The following is a 19,010-nucleotide window of genomic DNA, read 5'->3' as shown; positions in this document are numbered from 1 at the left end:
CTTCAGATTCCACCTCGCGATGGACACCCTTGCATTCAGCTAACACTTCCCACTGTAAAGGCGTGTTCGGGACTTACACCCTAGAGTTATCGCCCATGCTGGGCACACAACGAAAACGGGCAAATATTTATTGAATATTTGCCCGTTTTTTTATTTTATATAACTTGAAAAATCTTTGTGTTCTTCTTTTGAAAGTTCTTCTTTAGAAAGTGACCTGAAATAATCATAAGTAATTTTCATTCCTTCAGCACGATCTACTTTTGCTTTCCAACCTAATAATTCTTTTGCTTTTGTAGTATCTGGCTGGCGTTGTAATGGATCGTTTATGGGTAATGGATGATAGACTACCTTTTGATTTGTTCCTGTTAGTTTAATGATCTCTTCTGCAAAATCCTTAATCGTAATTTCGTCCGGATTACCAATATTTACTGGATATACATAATCTGAGTGCAATAATCTAAAAATACCTTCGACCTGATCATCAACATAACAAAAAGAACGGGTTTGCATTCCGTCTCCAAAAATAGTTAAATCTTCCCCGCGCAAAGCCTGACCAATAAAAGCCGGAATTACACGTCCGTCATTCAAACGCATTCTTGGTCCGTAGGTATTAAAAATACGCACTATTCTGGTTTCGACACCATGAAATGTGTGGTACGCCATTGTAATTGATTCCTGGAAACGTTTGGCTTCGTCATAAACTCCACGTGGACCAATTGTGTTTACGTTTCCGTAATATTCCTCCGTTTGTGGGTGAACCAATGGGTCTCCATAAACTTCAGATGTTGAAGCAATCAAAATCCTTGCTTTTTTTACTCGTGCCAATCCTAACAGATTGTGAGTTCCAAGAGATCCAACTTTCAAAGTCTGAATTGGTATTTTTAAATAATCTATTGGACTTGCGGGCGAAGCAAAATGTAAAATATAATCTAAATCACCCGGAATGTGAACAAACTTTGTGATGTCGTGGTGATAAAATTCGAAATTTTCTAATTTGAATAAATGTTCAATGTTTTTAAGATCTCCCGTAATCAGATTATCCATTCCAATAACATAATAGCCTTCTTTAATGAATCGGTCGCATAAATGCGATCCTAAAAATCCTGCTGCTCCGGTAATAAGTATTCTTTTCATATTAATTATTTATACATCGCAAATGTAACTGATTTGAAAATTATAAAAACTATTCTAAAAAAAACTGCCTAAAAAAATTAGGCAGTTTTATAAATTCTTTGTCTCCTCTTTACTATCACCAAATTAATATATTTGGCAGTAACTATTTTGAGATATTTATTTATCGATTTATTTTACGTTGAAAATTTGTTCCAAAATTTTAATAGTAATCAAATAAGTTGGTTTTACACCTGTTGTTCCTAATCCGCCTGAAGCTAATGTACTTCCTGTTTCCAGAGGATTATCTGAAGCATAATAAGCATAACGAACTTTGATATCGTGTGGTACACTTTTTCTAATTTTTGATGCAGATTGTATGGCTTTCTGATAATAAGATCCTTCCATTTCAAGACCAATTACTCCCCAGGTCGATTCGTGAAAGAATTTCAATAAATCTCTGTTTTGTAATGATGTTCCTAAAACGGTTACCATTGCACCTTCAAAAACTGCAATATCATTTCCTTCAAACATTGCTCCTTTTAGTTCATTTTCGAAGAAATAATTATCTGCAGTTCCTTCGTTTATATGTGCGGTCGGGATCATGATGTCTCCTTTTCCACCCTCAAGAATTCCAGCTTTACCCATTATTGAAACTGATGCTACATTCAATAAAGTTTCTTTTTTATAAGGTTTTAAAAGCTCATCGATAGTTTCATAAGCCTGCTCACCAAAAGCATAATCCATTACAATAATAACGGGTTTAGTTTCATCAAGAGCAGCTTTTGGAAATCCTGTTTTTCCCCAGTCAATTTTTGCAGTATCAAAAATCTGAACGTCGATATTAGTCCCTGAAGTGTCCGGCAATGAAATCATTCCGTTTTTTAAGGCTAATTCTTCAACCTGACTTCTAATATCTTTAGCTCCGGATTTACTTAATTCTTCATAAATATAAAAATCAGACTTGTCCTTGAATTTTGTTTTCAACAACGGTGTTGCAAAAATAGAATTCATAACACTGTGCATATTCGCACTTATTACATGAATTGGACGTTTTAGCAAGTTATTAGTTTTTAAAACCTCCTTGATGTTTGTGGCCCAGATTTCTCCGTGAATATGATGTCCTAAACGTTCTCTTAAAACGGGACTAAAAGTTATAGTTCGTTTGTTATTGTCAACTACTTCTTCGATCGCCAATTTTCCTAACCAATAAATAACATGCAGGAAACGGTCCGGAGTTTCTTCAGATCCAAATGCTTCGTAAATGTCCAGAACCTCTTCAAAAGTTCTTCCTAATATATTGGCAACATGCGAAATTGCTTTTTCTTTCTCAATTAATGGCAATTTTTTAGTTTGCATTACAGCCTGCTCCAGTTTCAACCAATCGCGGGAAACTTCGCCACCATCGTCTAATAAAACCCTGTTTTTAATTTTATGAGATTCGATGAAAATAAAAGTCAAATGAGTCAGGATGTCATAAATGTCTGAACGCCCGCGGGTGATTTCGACATTCATTTGTTCCTCATCAATCCTATAACAATTTCTTCGTCTTTTTGGAGGAACAATTGCCTCGAAATGTGATTTAGAATATCCTTCATCAGAAGTTAAATTAATAAATCGACATTGTTCAATTCCTATTGGTAAACGCTCTATAACGTACAAAAGCCCATTAAGCTCTACTTTTTCTTCGCCTATGTTTCCGTAAATTTCCGGACGTAATGCTAACAATGATTCACGCAAGCCATCGCCCGAAACTCCCATTGGCTTATAAAAACCACGGTTGAATAAATGACGCATTGTTATGTACATTCTTTCTATCGCTGCAGATGATTCCTGCGCTCTTGATCTTGATATATGTTTGGTTTCTTTCATGCTTGTTTATTTTAAAAATCTCCTCCTAAGAGAAGATGAAATTAGTATTTTTTAATTAAATGAAATTGAAATATTAATTTATTAAAGTTTTCATATTCTTAAAAACACCATTATTGTATATTGTTATTATTTATAATTCTCAAAATTAACTTCTATTTTTTAGAAATTCTAATTTTGTTACAAAATGAAATTTATTGTATTAATACGTTCCTGATTGTCTTTGGGTATTATAAATATAATTATTCAATTTTAAAAAAAATTGTTTCAATTGTCTTCATGATCTTAATCCTGCATCCGTTAAAAACTCATATATATCTTTATATTTTGTTTCTTTTACTTGTTGTGTTTCATGATCAAAAAAAGAAATTTTACTTTCGTATTCTCCGTTATTCAATTTAAATCCATAATAATCACCTGTATAATTATCAGAAATTGCGAGAAACTCGTGAGAACTAATTAGTCCAATATTTATATTATTTAATAAAATATTCCAATCACTATTTTCCTTTACAGAATAAACTGTTGTAAATGCGAAATATCCTCCTCCAAAAATTTTCACGAAATCTTTATACTCTTTTGGAAGCTTATTAGTAAGTTTTTCCTCGACATGAAACAATTCTGTGTCGGTAGCTTTTAAATCAGATTCTAAATCAAACCACAATGGATTTTTTAATTTGATTTCTTCTACTTTTTTACAAAACTCATTTAATTCCATTACAATTTATTACTTCAAATTATCTGCAATCTTTCTGTCATTCGACAATCTCGGAATTTTATTTTGTCCGCCTAATTTTCCTTGTGATTTCATATAATCTTGAAAACCATTTTTAGAAACTTTGGTTATAACCACTTTCCTCAAAACATTTCCGGTGATTAAATCATCATAATAAATGTTTTGTTTACGCATTGCATCATCAATTGCTTCTGCGAATGCTTCTAAATTTTCAGGTTCATTTTCAAATTCAACCAACCATTCATGATACGGCAAACCGCTTGAAGGATTTATTTGCGGCGCAACGGTAAATTCGTTGATTACAATTTTAGTTCCTTCCGTAGCTTCTTTCATGGCGCTTTCTACTTCTTTTGCAATAACATGTTCTCCAAAAGCAGATATGTAATGCTTGATTCGACCTGAAACGATAACTCTATGCGGAAATAATGATGTAAACTGAACCGTGTCGCCAATATTATATCTCCAGAGTCCGGCGTTTGTAGAAACGATCAAGGCATAATTAACGCCTATTTCGACTTCTCCAATCGTATAGCTTTTTGGATTTTCTGTAAAAAATTCATCAGCTTTAATAAACTCGTAGAAGATTCCGGAATTTAGTAACAAAAGCATTCCTTTTTGTTTTTGAGAATCCTGATAAGCAAAAAATCCTTCAGAAGCCGGAAACAACTCTATGCTGTCTACTTTTCGCCCAATCATTTTTTCAAATTTCGCACGATAAGGTTCATAATTGACTCCTCCGTAAATGAACAAATTGAAGTTCTTGAACAATTCTCCAATCTTTTTTCCACCGCTTTTTTCCTGTAATCGTTCAAAATACATTTGTACCCAAGACGGAATCCCGGAAATTATGGTCATATTCTGATCAATGGTTTCCTCTACAATAGCATTTACTTTAGTATCCCAATCTTCAATACAATTGGTCTCCCAGGAAGGCATTCTGTTTTTTTGAAGATATTTGGGCACAAAATGCGCGCCAATTCCGGATAATCTTCCAAATTTGATTCCGTATTTTTCAACAAGAATTGGACTTCCCTGCAGGAAAATCATTTTTCCGTCTACAAAATCTGCATTTCCTGTTTCGTATATATAATGTAGGATCGCATTTCTTGAAGCTTCGATATGATACGGCATTGATTCTTTGGTCAACGGAATATATTTTGCTCCGGAAGTTGTTCCTGAAGTTTTGGCAAAATACAATGGTTTCCCTTTCCAGAGAATATTCTTTTCGCCCATTCGAACTTTGTCGATGTAGGGTTTTAAATCTTCATAATCACGAACCGGAACACGTTTCCTGAAATCATGAACTGACTTTATTTTATCAAAATGATGATCTGTACCAAATTCAGTTTCCTGGGCACTATTTATTAAACTTTTAAATACTGCTTGTTGTGTTTCAACCGGTTTATTGGCCCAAGCCTTTGTTTTATAGTATATTTTGGTGGCAAATAATTTTGCTGCTACTGATTTAATTGACATTTTTTATGGTATTATTTCTTGTCACTTTTGTTTTTACTTCGAGGTTTTTCGCCCGACTCCTTCTCCATTTTTGCCACTTCATTTCTCAATTTAATTTCTTCTTCAGAAGGTTTCATATTTACATCAGAATGTTCTTCATTATCTGCTATAATAGAATCTTTATTGAATTTTGCATATTCCAATTCACCCCTTAAAACCTTCTGAATTCCTTTTATATACGCTTCGTTTTTCTTTAAAGCAGTCTCTAATGAATCAGATTTTATGGCTAATTCGGTTGCATTCTTTTTCAATTCAGAAGAAGAATATCCCGGAATAAGTTCACGCAAAGGTGTAAAAGCAATGATGAAAGTGGTAATTAAAATTAGAAATATTCCTCCTAATGTGAACGTTACGAACACATTCATCAGGTTAAGTTTGAATGAAAAAATTTCCTCAAAAGTGTCTTCATTCAAAATCACCAATCGGTTTTTGATGAATAATTTTTTTCTGAAATTGAATTTTTTCTTAGCCATTAGGTTATTTATACAAGCAAATATAATAATTAATCATCTTGTTAACGCCTGATATAAATAAAGGAATCCCGTTATTTCATCATTTTATAAAATATTTAACGCTATTAGATAAGAATATTTTAATCCAAAAACACTTCTTCTTCGTATATTTCTATATACCTTTGCGGTATTATTTAGAAAATCAATTTGCTTCGGCATTAAATATACAATCATGGGAAGATTAGGTCTTACAGAAATCCTCGTAATAGTAGGTATTGTGATATTACTTTTTGGAGGTAAAAAAATTCCGGAATTAATGAAAGGTTTAGGAAGTGGTATTAAGGAATTTAAGAACGCTGCTAAAGACGATCAGACTCCACCTGCACCTTCTGTTAAAAAAGAAGAAGAAGAAATTAAATAAGAATTTAGATCCTTATTATAAACCCCAAATTACAAATGTAGTTTGGGGTTTTATTTTATAGAAAAAATTAATACATAAAAAGAACTCCCAAACTACATTTGTAATTTGGGAGTTCTTATTTTTCGATGTTTGGAATTTCAAATATTAAAAATTTTATAAAACCATTGTTAACTGAATTCTTTTTCTGTCTTCATCAACCTCAGTAACCTTAACATCAACATGTTGATGCAATTTTACTACTTCGTTTACATCACTCACAAAACCAGCTTTTAGCTGAGAAATGTGAACCAATCCGCTTTCTTTGATTCCGATATCAACAAAGCAGCCAAAATTGGTAATGTTATTAACAATTCCAGGTAAAATCATTCCCGTTTTTAGGTCTTTGATTGATTTTACGTTAGCATCAAATTCAAAAACCTTCGCTGACTTTCTTGGGTCTAAACCTGGTTTTTCGAGCTCTTTTATAATATCTTTTAGCGTAAGTAAACCAATTTCAGGCGTTATATAGTTTTCAGCTTTAATTAGGGCTGTTTTCTCTTTATTAGCAATTAGATCATTTACTGAAAGTTTTAAATCTTTTGCCATCTTTTCAACAACTGCATAAGCTTCAGGATGCACTGCTGAGTTATCCAATGGATTTTTAGCATTCGAAATCCTAATAAAAGCCGCACCTTGCTGATAGGCTTTCTCCCCTAATCGAGGGACTTTTTTTAGCTGTTTTCTATCTTCAAAAGGTCCATTTTCTGAGCGATATTGCACAATATTTTCGGCTAGCTTCTCTCCTATTCCACTCACATAACTTAGTAAATGTTTACTTGCAGTATTAATATTGATTCCAACCGAGTTCACGCAACGAATTACAGTTGCATCAAGTTCATCTTTTAGTTTGGTTTGGTCAACATCATGTTGATATTGTCCTACTCCAATTGCTTTTGGATCAATTTTTACTAACTCAGCCAAAGGATCTGAAAGTCGTCGGCCAATAGAAACCGATCCACGAACTGTAACATCATAATTAGGAAATTCTTCTCTCGCAATTTTTGACGCCGAATAAACTGAAGCTCCAGCCTCTGAAACAATAAAAACTTGTGGCGCTTTGTCAAACGCAATTTTTTTTATAAAAAATTCAGTTTCTCTCGAAGCAGTTCCGTTTCCTATAGAAATTGCATCTATTTGATACGCATTTACCATCGAACGGATTTTCTTGATCGCCATTGTTTCCTCATTTTGAGGTGCATGCGGATAAATGGTTTCATTGTATAACAAATCTCCTTTCTCGTCGAGGCAAACTACTTTACAGCCACTTCTAAATCCGGGATCTATTGCCAGAATTCGTTTTTCACCCAAAGGCGGTGCTAATAATAACTGACCTAAATTATTTGCAAAAACCTGAATTGAATTGGCATCGGCTTTTGCTTTTGCTTCTTGTAAAGTTTCATTTCCAATCGCCGGATTCAACAACCGTTTATAACTGTCTTCAATCGCTAATTGCAAATGTGCTGTAGTACTATTTTGTTTTTTGATAATTAATTCATCAATGATATCATATGCTTCATCGATATCAACATCAACTTTCATCTTTACAAAACCTTCATTTTCTGCACGAAGCATCGCTAATAATCGATGCGAAGGTGCTTTTGTCAACGGTTCTTCCCAATCAAAATACTGATTGAATTTTTGCGCTCCATCTTCTTCGCTTTTCTTTTTTACGACTTTGGTTCCAATTGTAGCTTTGCGCTGATATAGTCTTCGCAATTGTTTACGAACATAAATATTCTCATTGATCCATTCGGCAATAATATCTCTTGCACCCTGAATTGCCGCTTCTTCATTAATTACATTATCATTAAGATATTGCGTCGAAATAAAATCGACATCAACATCATTCTGCGACATAATAATTTTTGCCAAAGGTTCTAAACCAAACTCTCGCGCAACATCGGCCTTTGTTTTTTTCTTCTTTTTATACGGAAGATAGAAATCTTCTATTTCTTGTAAATCAAAACTTTGCTCAATTTTCTGCTTCAATTCCGGCGTAAGTGCTTTTTGTTCTTCGATAGATTTTAGAACAGCTTCTTTACGTTTTACAATCGTTTCATATTCTTTTTGAAGCTTTGCAATATTTTCGATCTGCACTTCATCAAGGTTTCCGGTTGTATCTTTTCTATAACGGGATATAAACGGAATCGTACAATCTTCTTCTAATAATTTTACGGTGTTTTGAATGTTGATCGCTGCTGTTTGAACGGTCTTGGCAATGAATTGAATATTAGTCATTCTTAATTATTTTAACCGCAAAAGTTGCAAAGTGTTTCGCAAAGTTCGCAATGGTTCACTATTTTATTATTTTACAATTATCAAAATTAATATTTTAATTTTTCAACCGTCCTATTTTTATTTCTTCTTAATTGGCTTTAACACAATACTAGCTTTACTAAAATCTGCAGATGCATTATAAACTTTTCTATATTCCTGATAAATATCCTTTGGATAAGTTATTGCTTTATATTTCTCATCAATGGTAATGATAACCTGGTTTCCTTCTACTTTTACAGTCGATTTAAACCAACAATTTTTATCTTCATCATATTTCATTTCTCTGTCTATAACTAAATCATTATAGTGATCTACCTGATATCCTTTTGGAATATTAAAGACAATAGAATGATGGTATTCTTTTGTGTATTTTAAATCAATATCTGTTTTTCTGGTATTTTCCTGATAAAGATTAGACTGTTTTCCAATTACCTTTCCTAAATTAATCAAGAGTAAATTTCCGGCTTTTTCAGTAAATGACTCAACAGACTCTAACTTCGAATTAATAACGAACGGCGTATTAGTATAATTATTTTTAAATTCTAAATTTTCTACATTATGCTCTAAAAGCTTAGTGTCGACTTCATCAATAGAGACTTCTTTTACAAAATCTGTAAGGTCCTTTTTTTCTTCATTTTTAGACAAATCATTATAGCTATATCTTAACATTTGACCAATGTAACCTGTACTTGAAAATTTTTTATCTATACTTACTTTTGTTAAATCAGGGTTTAGAGTTACAACTGATTCTGTTGTTATTTTAGTAAAATCTGAAGGAGCTACCAATGGATAAACATAACTTTCCTCTTTCTTTTGTACATTATATCCTTTAGCTCTTGTACCCTGATACTCGTAGCCGGCTTTTCCGTAAGGAAGATATCCCACACTTGGCGAGATAAATTTATACAAATCTCTCAGATAAAAATTAATATCTGTAAATTCATGAAATGTCATAATATCCTCATCTAGCTCTCCTATAAAACGATCTTCGACAGCAATTATTTCGTATGGAATTTTAAGTATGTCAAAAGCATATTTATAAAGCAAAATAAAGTCTCTACGTGCTAATTTCGAATTTCCTTCTGTTATATTAATTTTCACGTTTATTGTTTCTCCTTCTTCATAATTTTCAAAGTGAGTTTTTATATATTCATCGAGAATGGTTATTTTTTCATTATCAGTTTTGTCTTTTAAATCCAATTTTTGAAGAAGTTTTTTAACATCACCGTTAGAAAAAGCGTATGGCTTATTTCTTAAAAACCCTTTAAAATAAGTTTCCCATTTTTTACTCTCCATTTCTGCTGGAGATCCCGCAATTAAATACAGTATCTTAACCAGATTTCTAAATTTCTTCGAGCTTTTTTCGATTACCAAAGGTTCTATATTATCTGCAGTAAAAAAAGTCTTTCCTTTTACTTTATTATAATGAAAATCCGCGGAAGTATATACTCTCGACATAGCAGATCCGGACTCTGTTAGCGTGAACTCAGCATGCAGTACCGGCGCATCTTTCTGGTAAATCTCGATTCCGTTTGACGTTGGATTTTCTTTTACAATAAAATAATACTCTAAAATATCGCCTTTCTCTACGCCTTCAAAAACAATCGATTTTACATTTTTTAAATCAGAGTTTACAATCTGACTTTCAGATAAAACCCTAATATCTCCGTTAGGTTTAATTACTCTCGCGTGAAAATCTTTTGTATCACGAATTGTTGTATTATCATCTGCAGTAACTTTATTGTATTTACTAATTTCTGAAGACTCGTTTATTTTTACTGCAAAATGCTCCATTTTAAATTTTGCAAAACCATACAAATTGGTATTAATTCTGGTATGAATCCATCTTTTATCAAATAAAATTACGGCGGGTTGTTTTTTATATTCTTCCGGAATGGCTTGAAAGGCAGGAACTGCATCCCAGGTGTAGCTTTTAATTTCTTGTGCTTGTGTTTTTATTATAAAAGTAAATAGTAGAATCAGTAATATTTTTTTCATTATTTTTTTATTAGGATGATAGATTGGTTGTATTGGCTGTTTAATTCGTCTACTAATGCGTTCCAGTTTTCAAAATCAGTCGTTTCGATAATTAACTTTTTTAGTGCTATTTTTTGAGATACGATCAGGTTTTTTTTATCTTTTTTATAAGAGATGTCATAACTTAAAACCTCATTTTCCTTCTTACTGTTCTCCGGGATAAAATCAAGCTGATAATTTTCGGGGATTTCATAGACATAAGTAAATTCATTTGTAAACACATTGTCGTTTTCAATCGAAAGTTTTCTCTCTTTAACGTCGATTATATATTCTTTAAAAGGCGCTAATAAAATAGGTTTTACAACAATCTTATCCCCTATTTTTTTTACCCATGAATCAAGTTTAAACTTGTATTCAAGCTCGGCATCTTTATTTTCATATTCGTGCTTTTTGACTTCTGCGGTTTCTATTTCTACTTTTTGATTGTATCTCGCTAAACCGCTTTTTAAGATCTCCTCTTCTTTTTGTTTATTTGATCCTAAAACATTTAGAAAATCACTTTTCTGATAACCTGAAAGCAGCATTTTGGCAGTACCTGAAACTGCACCGTCATTGATTTTTAATTTCAGGTCAACTTTAAATCGGTTTTCTTTTTTATCTACTACAGGAACTTTTTCTATAACAAATTCGCTTTCAGATATTCCTATAAGTCCTTCCTTGCCCTGAATCATTGCAGATGGAAATGTAAACGGACAAAAAGAATCAGTCCCGTCGACAAAATAACGTTGCTTATCAATTTTTACAGCTGCTATCATATGATTGCTTACTAGAGGCGTTGGAACATCGGCAAAACTATATGGTTTGTCCCGTGTACCAATCCAAACCAAATTAGACTCTAATCCGGCAGTTTTGAACATTTCATTTAATAAGTTCGAAATATCTTTACAATCTCCGTATTTTTTATCAAAAACAGCTGCTGCATCCCTAGGAATAAAACCTCCCATTTCGTACTCAAAAGCCACATAATGAATATTTTCCTGAACCCAATTGTAAATTGCTTTTGCCTTATCTTTAGGATTTGTTTTGTCTTTTATTAATTCTGAAGTTTTACTTTTCAGGGCTGTCTGATCTAATTTGTTAATATCTTTTACTAACGAATAATACCATTTGTAGAGATGTTCAACATCCGGAAAAAGCTCTTCTTTCTTATTATCTTTCGTATAACTTTTTATGTAGTAAACAACGTGTGGCAGAAAATAGGTAAAATTAGGTGCTCTGTTTTCTTCCTTAAAAGCAGGAATGTCTGTCACTTTCCAGGTATAAACATCTAAGTTTCCTTCTTTTGTTTTTTCGAAAACAATTTTATCCTGATGCTCCCCAAAAAGTTTATAACCAATTTCTATTGACGGATCTGATTTTATTTGAAATTTTGAAGCAACAGTCAACAATTCATGCTGAAAAGCAAAATACGACAGTAATCTAGGTTCGTTTTGCTTTATTTTATAAGAGAATTCAATTTTCGATTTGTCCTCAACATAACTAAAATCAAAGTGTTTGTATTTATTATCGCTGTAAAAAATATCACGTTGTTTTAACTCGTTTGTACTAATATCGTACTGTGATAATTTATTCCTTTTATTTGTTTTCGCATTTATCGTCGCTCCTTTTATACTCGAAATTTCACTAAAATTATCGTACGGAATATTGATCGAGTATTCATTTACGTTTTTACTTTTGGTGATTTCTCTTTGTTCTTCGATAAAAGATTCGATTTCTAATTTGCTTTTATTCGATATAGAAACAATTTCATTACGATAAAGTACTTTTGATTTTTCTTGTGCGCACAAAAAAAGACACGAAAAAAGTGCCACATAAAATATTCTTTTCATTAGGTTTTTGATATAATATTTGGGGAGTTTAAATTTTAACAAAAATAAACTTATTTTCCAAAATAAATAGATTTACTGCATTACGTTGTTAAAATAATATCTTTGTTTTTAATTATTAGCCAATGGAAGTTTTATTAGTTTTGTTTTTTGTTATAAATAGTATTGAATTTTTTCTGGCGGGATACGATAAACGTTTGGCCATCAAACAGAAACGCAGAATTCCGGAAAACACCTTATTTACAATTGCATTTTTTGGAGGAGCAATCGGTTTATTAGTAGCAATGCTACTCTTCAGGCATAAAACAAGTAAGCCTTCTTTTATTTTAAAATTTTCGGCTATTGTTTTTATTCAAATTGCAATTGCTATACTTCTATTTATCTATAATGTCAATATTTTTACAATTGCTTTTTTACTAACGAATTGATTGGTTAAATACAGTTATTAACAATGTTAATAACTACAAAATTACATTATAACAAACTGTTTTTAAACCACTTAAAATAAATAAACCGGATGAATTATTAAAATCCGTCCGGTTTATTTATTTTTTACTGGTGCTTCGCACTGCAATTTTTTTTTGACTTATTGACAAGCAATTTTATTTACTCTATTTTGGTGTCTTCCACCTTCAAAAGCAGTTGTTAAAAACGTTTCGACAATTTCAACCGCTTGTGGGATAGAAGTAAAACGTGCCGGAATGCTCACAATGTTTGCATCGTTATGTAAACGGGTTAAATAAGCAATTTCCTTAGTCCAGCATAAACCGGCTCTTACTTTAGGATGTTTGTTAACCGTCATTGCAATTCCGTTTCCGCTTCCGCAGATTACAATTCCAAAATCAGCTTTTCCTTCAGATACATCATTCGCAACCGGATGACCGTAATCTGGATAATCAACAGAATCTTCAGAATCTGTACCATAATTAGTTACTTCATATCCTTTTGCTTTAAGCATCGCAACGATTGCTTTTTTATAATCTGGTCCTGCGTGGTCATTCCCTATCGAAATTTTCATTGTAAATGGTATTTGAGTTGTGTTATGCAAATTTACTTAAAGAATTTTGAAGTAATTCTATTTGAAAAGAAAAGTTCGCCATGAATTTAACTAATTAGTACTAATTTTTTCCTTTTGTAAACAATTAAAGATGGTTGTAAACAATTAAAAGAATTGATATACATTCCTAAATTTATCGTGCAAAAAAGTTTATTTCACAACTCTCTTTATATCAAAATCTTAACACTTATTAACATTATTGATAACTCTATAAGTATCTCATAATCAATAAATAATAATCAGTTATTTTGTTAAAATTTTATAATGTTAATAGCGAAACCTAATTCATTGATATTCAGTTAACTTTAAGTTAACATTATTTGTTAATAAGTTGAGATAGAAAATTAGAAGTTTTTTTTGGTTGTGTCGAAAAAAAACCTAATCCAAAACCGCAATGAAATAACCTAATAAAGTTTGATGAATTTTTGGAAAAGTTATCAATACTAAAAATGCTATTTTCAACAAATTTCAACATATGAACTTATCTACAAAATGAATCTGTTTTTGGTTGTTAACCATTGTTAATTAAAATACAAAAACGCTTAGAAATTAATCCTTTAACTCAATTTAAGTATGTTGATAACTCACGATAACTAAGAGAAACTTCATTTCAACACTTTTAAAAATAAATTTATAGCACATATTAACAAGCTATAATAACAACCAAAAATTAATTTAATTTAAATTTTTCTTTTTGTTGTATTTAATATATGTTGACAACTTTGAAAATTAAAAAGGAAATTTAATTTTTTGAAATTGAAAAAACAGATTGGTTTAAACAATTTTCAAAGGGTTATTAAGATTATCCAGAATTTGCTGAACTTCATCGAAATCGTTTGGATGAACTTTGAGTTTGATTCCACCCAGAGCAGTTGTGTACATTGGGACGACAGATAAGGTCATTTCGTTCTCAAAATAATACGGAATGTCTTCTTGCTCTAATAAGTGCTTCAGAACGACTGTTTCGTGCTGATAATTGAATATTGCAATGGTTTTAAAGCTTTCCATATGAGGTCTTTTTGTAAATATACGAAATGAGCATTACTTAAATTTGCAGGCAGCATTAATTTAAAGAGGCAAATTATAAATGACCTTTTAAAAATCAATAAATCACTTTTTTTGAAAGTTATATTTTTAATAATTTATTTGTTAAAATCTATAATCTGATATCTTATTTGTAATTTTAACTTTTTAAGAAAAGATATATGAGTAAGAAAATTAGAAAGCCGATAAAAAAGGAGACAGATCTCTCTAGTAAAATAATAAAAATTTTATCGCAAAGTCCTAATAAAGCATTTAATTACAAACAGATAGGAGCAAAGCTTGAACTTGATGATACAAAAAGCAGAAACCAGATTATAAAAGATTTAAAAATTCTGGCTGCTTCAAAGAAAATTATAGAATCTGAACCAGGTAAATATTTAGTAAAAGCCGAAAGTCAGGATTACTATGAAGGAACAATTGATATGACCAGTAGAAAAACGGCATATTTTATTTGTCCTGATTTTAGTGAAGATGTTTTTATCCCAACCAATAATTTGAATCGTGCCTTAGACAAAGACAAAGTCAAAGTTTATGTTTATAACCGAAGAAAAGGTAAAAGACCTGAAGGTGAAGTAATTGAAGTTGTAGAAAGAAACAAGACAGAATTTGTAGGAGTAATAGATATTCAGGCAAATTTTGCTTTTGTATCTACAGCAAATCCTAAGATGTATACGGATATTTTTATTCCAAAGGATAAAATTGGCGAAGCAGAAAATGGTGACGTAGTTTTAGTTAACATCGAAGACTGGCCAAAAAGAGCCGATAGTCCGTTTGGATCTGTGCTCAGGGTTTTAGGAAAACCAGGAGAACATAATACAGAGATTCATGCTATTCTTGCTGAATATGGTTTACCATCAGATTTTCCGGTAGAAGTAGAAGTGTTTGCACAAAAAATAGATACGTCTATTCAGGAATCAGAGATTGCAAAACGTCGTGATATGCGTGATACTCTTACGTTTACGATAGATCCAAAAGATGCAAAAGATTTTGATGATGCCTTGTCTTTCAAAAAATTAGAAAACGGAAATTACGAAATAGGAATTCACATTGCCGATGTTTCTTATTATCTTGAAGAAGGAACAATTCTGGATGATGAAGCGTATCAACGAGCAACCTCGGTTTATTTAGTTGATAGAGTAGTGCCAATGCTTCCGGAAGTTTTATCTAATTTTGCCTGTTCGTTACGACCAAATGAAGAGAAATATACATTCTCAGCAATTTTTGAAGTTTCAGAAAATGCACAAGTTATCAACCAATGGTTTGGTAGAACTGTAATTTATTCAGATCAGCGTTTTGCTTATGAAGAAGCACAATATATCATTGAAACAAAAGATAGTACAATTCCGCTTGATATTTCGATCACAGGAGAATCTTATGTAGTTTCTGATGAAATAACACAGGCAACTTTAAAACTAGATGAATTAGCTAAGATTCTAAGAAAGAAAAGAATGGCAAATGGTGCTATTTCTTTTGATAAAGTCGAAGTAAAATTCAACTTAGATGAACAAGGAGAACCAGAAGGAGTTTATTTTAAAGTTTCTAAAGATGCCAATCATCTGATTGAAGAATTCATGCTTTTGGCCAACAGAAAAGTGGCTGAATATATTGGTAAACAAAAGAAAACTTTTATTTACAGGATTCACGATGAACCAAACGAAGACAAATTAATTGCGATGCAAACCGTAATTGCTAAATTTGGTTATAAAATAGATTTCCGTAACAAAGGAGATATTTCGAAATCATTGAATGCTTTGATGGAAGAAGCAAATGGTAAAAAAGAGCAAAACTTAATTGATACTCTTGCCATTAGAAGTATGAGTAAAGCCAAATATTCGACAGAAAATATTGGTCATTATGGTTTAGCTTTTGATTATTACAGTCATTTTACTTCGCCAATTCGTCGTTATCCTGATGTTATGGTACATCGTTTGCTGCAATATTATTTAGATAACGGTGCATCTGTAAATGAAGAAGTGTATGAAGCAAAATGTCTGCATTGTTCGAATATGGAAAGTTTAGCTACTAATGCTGAGCGAGATAGTATTAAATACATGCAGGTTAAATACATGCAGGATCACCAGGACGAAGAATTCTTGGGTGTTATTTCAGGTGTTACTGAATGGGGAATTTATGTTGAAATTGTTTCTAACAAATGCGAAGGAATGGTAAGAATCAGAGATATAAAAGATGATTATTATACTTTCGATGAAAAACAATATGCTTTAGTTGGAGCCACTTCAAATAGTGTTTTACAATTAGGAGATGAAATTTATGTAAAAGTAAAAAATGCCGATTTAGTTAAAAAACAACTGGATTTTCATTTTTTAAGAAGAGCGGAATAGAAGTTTAATTAAAAAATAAAAGTATGAAAAAGTTAGTTATAGGAGTTGCAATTTTATTTGTTCAAATGTCTTTTGGTCAGGTTACCAAAGAAGTAGGTGATTTTGATACCGTTAAGGTATTTGATAAGTTAAGTGTAAAATTAGTACAGTCTTCAGAAAATAAAGTAGTTATTAAAGGAGCGCGTGAATCTGAAGTTGAAGTTGTTAACAAGAAAGGAATATTAAAACTAAGAATGCCTTTTCCTAAATTATTATCAGGTAATGATTTGGATATTACCCTTTATTACAAGCACATAGAACTTATAGATGCCAATGAAGGCGCAGAAGTTACCAGTAAAGAAACTATTAAAGCTACTTCGTTTAAAGTAAGTGCTCAGGAAGGTGCTAAAATTAATGTTCCTTTAGATGTTGATAAGCTTAATGTAAGTTCAGTTTCAGGAGGAGAAATTACATTATCAGGTGTAGCCGCTAATCAGGATGCAAGTCTTGGAGCAGGAGGATATCTTCTGGCAAGTAAATTAAGCACGTCTCAGACTAAAGTAAGCGTTTCTGCGGGCGGAAAAGCAGATGTGAATGCATCAACCCTTGTAGATGCAAAAGTAAGCGCAGGAGGCTCTATTTACATTTATGGAAAACCGAAACAAATTAATCAAAAAACGGTTTTTGGAGGTAAAATTGAAGAAGTAAAATAAGAAATCGTATTTGAATGATAAATGATATTTTAGCTGGACTGCCATGGGGACTTTTTTTAAGTTTTATGATAGGTCCGGTATTTTTTATACTACTGGAAACCAGTATTACAAAAGGATTCAGAGCTGCAATAGTTTTTGATCTTGGTGTAGTATTAGGTGATATTTTTTTTATAGCAATTGCTTATTTAGGAAGTTACAGACTTATACAGAGTTTAAAGGATAAACCGGCACTTTTTATTTTTGGCGGAATTATTATGCTGGCTTACGGTATAATTTCTTTTGTGAGATTAAAAAATGAAGAAAAGATTGATGATGAAGCAATAGATCGTGATATCATAAAAAGAAACTACGGAAGTCTGTTTATAAAAGGCTTTATACTGAACGTTATTAACATTGGTGTATTAGGTTTCTGGCTTGCCGTGATTATTTCTGTAGGACCAAAATTAGAAATGCAAAATTCAAGAATGTTTACTTTTTTTACTGCGGTTATTATTACGTATTTAATAGTAGATTGTATTAAAATACTATTAGCCAAACAATTAAAATCTAAAATGACGCCAACCAATATTGTTAAGATTAAAAAAATTATAAGCATTGTTTTAATGGTTTTTGGATTCGTTCTAATGATTCAGGGTTGGTTTCCCAAAGAAAAGGAAATGGTAAAACATGCCTTTGAGAAGATCGAGAAGTAGTTGTTAATAACTCAAAAATATAAAATTAAACCTCTGAATTTCAGAGGTTTTTTTATGTTCATAATGTTCATGTAGAACTTTGTCATTTTGATTTCTGTGATAGAGTCAAATCTTTTTTTTAAGAGCTAATCCCGCTATCCGTTTCAATCTTTTGTGTCGAACCCCGCCACAAAAGGATTTCCACTTCTATCAGGGCTAGGGTACTTATTTTCATAACAATATTTTTGTTTAGTTTTTCGTATTCGAATGAAAACACCGGCACTTTGTATAATAGTTACACGCAAATATTGTACTCATTTTTGTCATCCTGACGAAGGAAGGATCGCATTAGAAGCTCCGCAAACATAATCGCCAATCTTTGTAGAGTTTACTTGTGTGATCTCTCGTTCCTCGAGATGACAAGATTGTGGAAAGTTAGACACAAAGAGATGTCTGTGAAGGTTTTTGAGGTATAGCCTGAATTCGAACGTAAAAAAGATACATTTCTTTAAGATTTTTGGAGCATCTTTCGGATTCAAACATAACCTTTAATTTAGTTTTTTCTAAAAATTAAACATAAAAAAAAGAGATACATTTCTTTGAGGTTTTTGGAGCATCTTCCGGATTCGAACGTAATCTTTAATCTAATTTTTTCTAAAAATTAAACATAAAAAAAAGAGATACATTTCTTTGAAGTTTTTGGAGCATCTTTCGGATTCGAACATAACTGGATATTCCGCTGCAAAGGTCGCCACGATTCCGCTACAAAGTACACCACCCATTCCGCTTCAAAGTACGCCACGATTCCGCAGCAAAGGTCGCCACTTATTCCGACGCAAAGTACGCCACTTTACTTCTGATTTAAGAGTTGTAAAGGACTGACATTCCGACACAAAGCACACCACCTTTCTCAAGTCCATTA

Annotated in this window: 15 protein-coding genes; 5 read left to right on the top strand and 10 right to left on the bottom strand. The window is 31.9% G+C overall.

Annotated elements, in window-relative coordinates:
• Window positions 1-150 precede the first annotated feature (150 nt).
• The 5 genes from NJT12_RS23745 to NJT12_RS23725 form a co-directional block, all read right to left on the bottom strand.
• Entirely contained in the window at window positions 151-1,134 is a 984-nt protein-coding gene (locus tag NJT12_RS23745) for a UDP-glucuronic acid decarboxylase family protein (protein ID WP_271338592.1), read from the bottom strand.
• A 168-nt stretch (window positions 1,135-1,302) separates the two neighbouring features.
• Window positions 1,303-2,982: a DUF6909 family protein gene (locus NJT12_RS23740; protein ID WP_271338591.1), complete on the bottom strand. Its 1,680-nt coding sequence runs from the start codon at window positions 2,980-2,982 to the stop codon at window positions 1,303-1,305.
• 274 nt (window positions 2,983-3,256) lie between these two features.
• Entirely contained in the window at window positions 3,257-3,697 is a 441-nt protein-coding gene (locus NJT12_RS23735) for an SMI1/KNR4 family protein (protein ID WP_271338590.1), read from the bottom strand.
• A gap of 9 nt (window positions 3,698-3,706) precedes the next feature.
• Complete coding sequence (locus tag NJT12_RS23730) at window positions 3,707-5,191, bottom strand: GH3 auxin-responsive promoter family protein (protein WP_271338589.1); 1,485 nt, start codon at window positions 5,189-5,191, stop codon at window positions 3,707-3,709.
• An 11-nt stretch (window positions 5,192-5,202) separates the two neighbouring features.
• Window positions 5,203-5,703 (bottom strand): peptidase, encoded by a 501-nt coding sequence (locus tag NJT12_RS23725; RefSeq protein ID WP_271338588.1) that lies wholly within the window; start codon window positions 5,701-5,703, stop codon window positions 5,203-5,205.
• Between the two features lie 211 nt (window positions 5,704-5,914).
• Between NJT12_RS23725 and NJT12_RS23720 the strand changes: the two genes are divergently transcribed.
• Window positions 5,915-6,103 (top strand): Sec-independent protein translocase subunit TatA/TatB, encoded by a 189-nt coding sequence (locus NJT12_RS23720; protein ID WP_055096778.1) that lies wholly within the window; start codon window positions 5,915-5,917, stop codon window positions 6,101-6,103.
• A gap of 153 nt (window positions 6,104-6,256) precedes the next feature.
• On the opposite strand, the gene NJT12_RS23715 is transcribed toward NJT12_RS23720, so the two are convergent.
• The 3 genes from NJT12_RS23715 to NJT12_RS23705 form a co-directional block, all read right to left on the bottom strand.
• A complete protein-coding gene (locus NJT12_RS23715; protein WP_271338587.1) occupies window positions 6,257-8,380 on the bottom strand; it encodes a Tex family protein in 2,124 nt (707 codons plus the stop codon).
• Window positions 8,381-8,497: 117 nt separating this feature from the next.
• Window positions 8,498-10,417 (bottom strand): hypothetical protein, encoded by a 1,920-nt coding sequence (locus NJT12_RS23710; RefSeq protein ID WP_271338586.1) that lies wholly within the window; start codon window positions 10,415-10,417, stop codon window positions 8,498-8,500.
• Complete coding sequence (locus tag NJT12_RS23705; protein ID WP_271338585.1) at window positions 10,417-12,285, bottom strand: DUF3857 domain-containing protein; 1,869 nt, start codon at window positions 12,283-12,285, stop codon at window positions 10,417-10,419. Before NJT12_RS23705 ends, NJT12_RS23710 begins: the two co-directional genes overlap by 1 nt.
• Window positions 12,286-12,407: 122 nt before the next feature.
• On the opposite strand from NJT12_RS23705, the gene NJT12_RS23700 reads away from it, so the two are divergent.
• Entirely contained in the window at window positions 12,408-12,710 is a 303-nt protein-coding gene (locus NJT12_RS23700) for a DUF1294 domain-containing protein (protein WP_271338584.1), read from the top strand.
• A gap of 158 nt (window positions 12,711-12,868) precedes the next feature.
• Here the strand turns inward: NJT12_RS23700 and rpiB are convergent, their stop codons facing one another.
• Window positions 12,869-13,300 (bottom strand): ribose 5-phosphate isomerase B, encoded by a 432-nt coding sequence (rpiB, locus tag NJT12_RS23695; RefSeq protein ID WP_041520454.1) that lies wholly within the window; start codon window positions 13,298-13,300, stop codon window positions 12,869-12,871.
• An 813-nt stretch (window positions 13,301-14,113) separates the two neighbouring features.
• Entirely contained in the window at window positions 14,114-14,347 is a 234-nt protein-coding gene (locus tag NJT12_RS23690) for a DUF2007 domain-containing protein (RefSeq protein WP_271338583.1), read from the bottom strand.
• Between the two features lie 197 nt (window positions 14,348-14,544).
• On the opposite strand from NJT12_RS23690, the gene rnr reads away from it, so the two are divergent.
• Genes rnr through NJT12_RS23675 form a run of 3 tightly spaced genes read left to right on the top strand, consistent with a single transcriptional unit; the run spans window position 14,545 to window position 18,109 of the window.
• Window positions 14,545-16,725 (top strand): ribonuclease R, encoded by a 2,181-nt coding sequence (gene rnr / locus NJT12_RS23685; RefSeq protein WP_271338582.1) that lies wholly within the window; start codon window positions 14,545-14,547, stop codon window positions 16,723-16,725.
• A 23-nt stretch (window positions 16,726-16,748) separates the two neighbouring features.
• Window positions 16,749-17,417: a head GIN domain-containing protein gene (locus tag NJT12_RS23680; RefSeq protein WP_271338581.1), complete on the top strand. Its 669-nt coding sequence runs from the start codon at window positions 16,749-16,751 to the stop codon at window positions 17,415-17,417.
• A gap of 14 nt (window positions 17,418-17,431) precedes the next feature.
• The gene (locus NJT12_RS23675; RefSeq protein ID WP_271338580.1) at window positions 17,432-18,109 is read left to right on the top strand and encodes a LysE family translocator; all 678 of its coding nucleotides are present in this window, start codon (window positions 17,432-17,434) and stop codon (window positions 18,107-18,109) included.
• Window positions 18,110-19,010 lie beyond the last annotated feature (901 nt).

The sequence above is a fragment of the Flavobacterium azizsancarii genome (assembly GCF_027980145.1).
GTDB lineage: Bacteria > Bacteroidota > Bacteroidia > Flavobacteriales > Flavobacteriaceae > Flavobacterium > Flavobacterium azizsancarii.
Note: the sequence above shows the minus strand (reverse complement) of the source record. Positions and strands in the feature narration are given on the sequence as shown.

What these genes read in the sequence shown, in the direction of transcription:
- NJT12_RS23740 (WP_271338591.1), bottom strand. Translation starts at nt 2,982, where the DNA reads ATGAAAGAAACCAAACATATATCAAGATCAAGAGCGCAGGAATCATCT.
- NJT12_RS23735 (WP_271338590.1), bottom strand. Translation starts at nt 3,697, where the DNA reads ATGGAATTAAATGAGTTTTGTAAAAAAGTAGAAGAAATCAAATTAAAA.
- NJT12_RS23710 (WP_271338586.1), bottom strand. Translation starts at nt 10,417, where the DNA reads ATGAAAAAAATATTACTGATTCTACTATTTACTTTTATAATAAAAACA.
- NJT12_RS23725 (WP_271338588.1), bottom strand. Translation starts at nt 5,703, where the DNA reads ATGGCTAAGAAAAAATTCAATTTCAGAAAAAAATTATTCATCAAAAAC.
- NJT12_RS23700 (WP_271338584.1), top strand. Translation starts at nt 12,408, where the DNA reads ATGGAAGTTTTATTAGTTTTGTTTTTTGTTATAAATAGTATTGAATTT.
- NJT12_RS23690 (WP_271338583.1), bottom strand. Translation starts at nt 14,347, where the DNA reads ATGGAAAGCTTTAAAACCATTGCAATATTCAATTATCAGCACGAAACA.
- NJT12_RS23720 (WP_055096778.1), top strand. Translation starts at nt 5,915, where the DNA reads ATGGGAAGATTAGGTCTTACAGAAATCCTCGTAATAGTAGGTATTGTG.
- rpiB (WP_041520454.1), bottom strand. Translation starts at nt 13,300, where the DNA reads ATGAAAATTTCGATAGGGAATGACCACGCAGGACCAGATTATAAAAAA.
- NJT12_RS23715 (WP_271338587.1), bottom strand. Translation starts at nt 8,380, where the DNA reads ATGACTAATATTCAATTCATTGCCAAGACCGTTCAAACAGCAGCGATC.
- NJT12_RS23730 (WP_271338589.1), bottom strand. Translation starts at nt 5,191, where the DNA reads ATGTCAATTAAATCAGTAGCAGCAAAATTATTTGCCACCAAAATATAC.
- rnr (WP_271338582.1), top strand. Translation starts at nt 14,545, where the DNA reads ATGAGTAAGAAAATTAGAAAGCCGATAAAAAAGGAGACAGATCTCTCT.
- NJT12_RS23705 (WP_271338585.1), bottom strand. Translation starts at nt 12,285, where the DNA reads ATGAAAAGAATATTTTATGTGGCACTTTTTTCGTGTCTTTTTTTGTGC.
- NJT12_RS23675 (WP_271338580.1), top strand. Translation starts at nt 17,432, where the DNA reads ATGATAAATGATATTTTAGCTGGACTGCCATGGGGACTTTTTTTAAGT.
- NJT12_RS23745 (WP_271338592.1), bottom strand. Translation starts at nt 1,134, where the DNA reads ATGAAAAGAATACTTATTACCGGAGCAGCAGGATTTTTAGGATCGCAT.
- NJT12_RS23680 (WP_271338581.1), top strand. Translation starts at nt 16,749, where the DNA reads ATGAAAAAGTTAGTTATAGGAGTTGCAATTTTATTTGTTCAAATGTCT.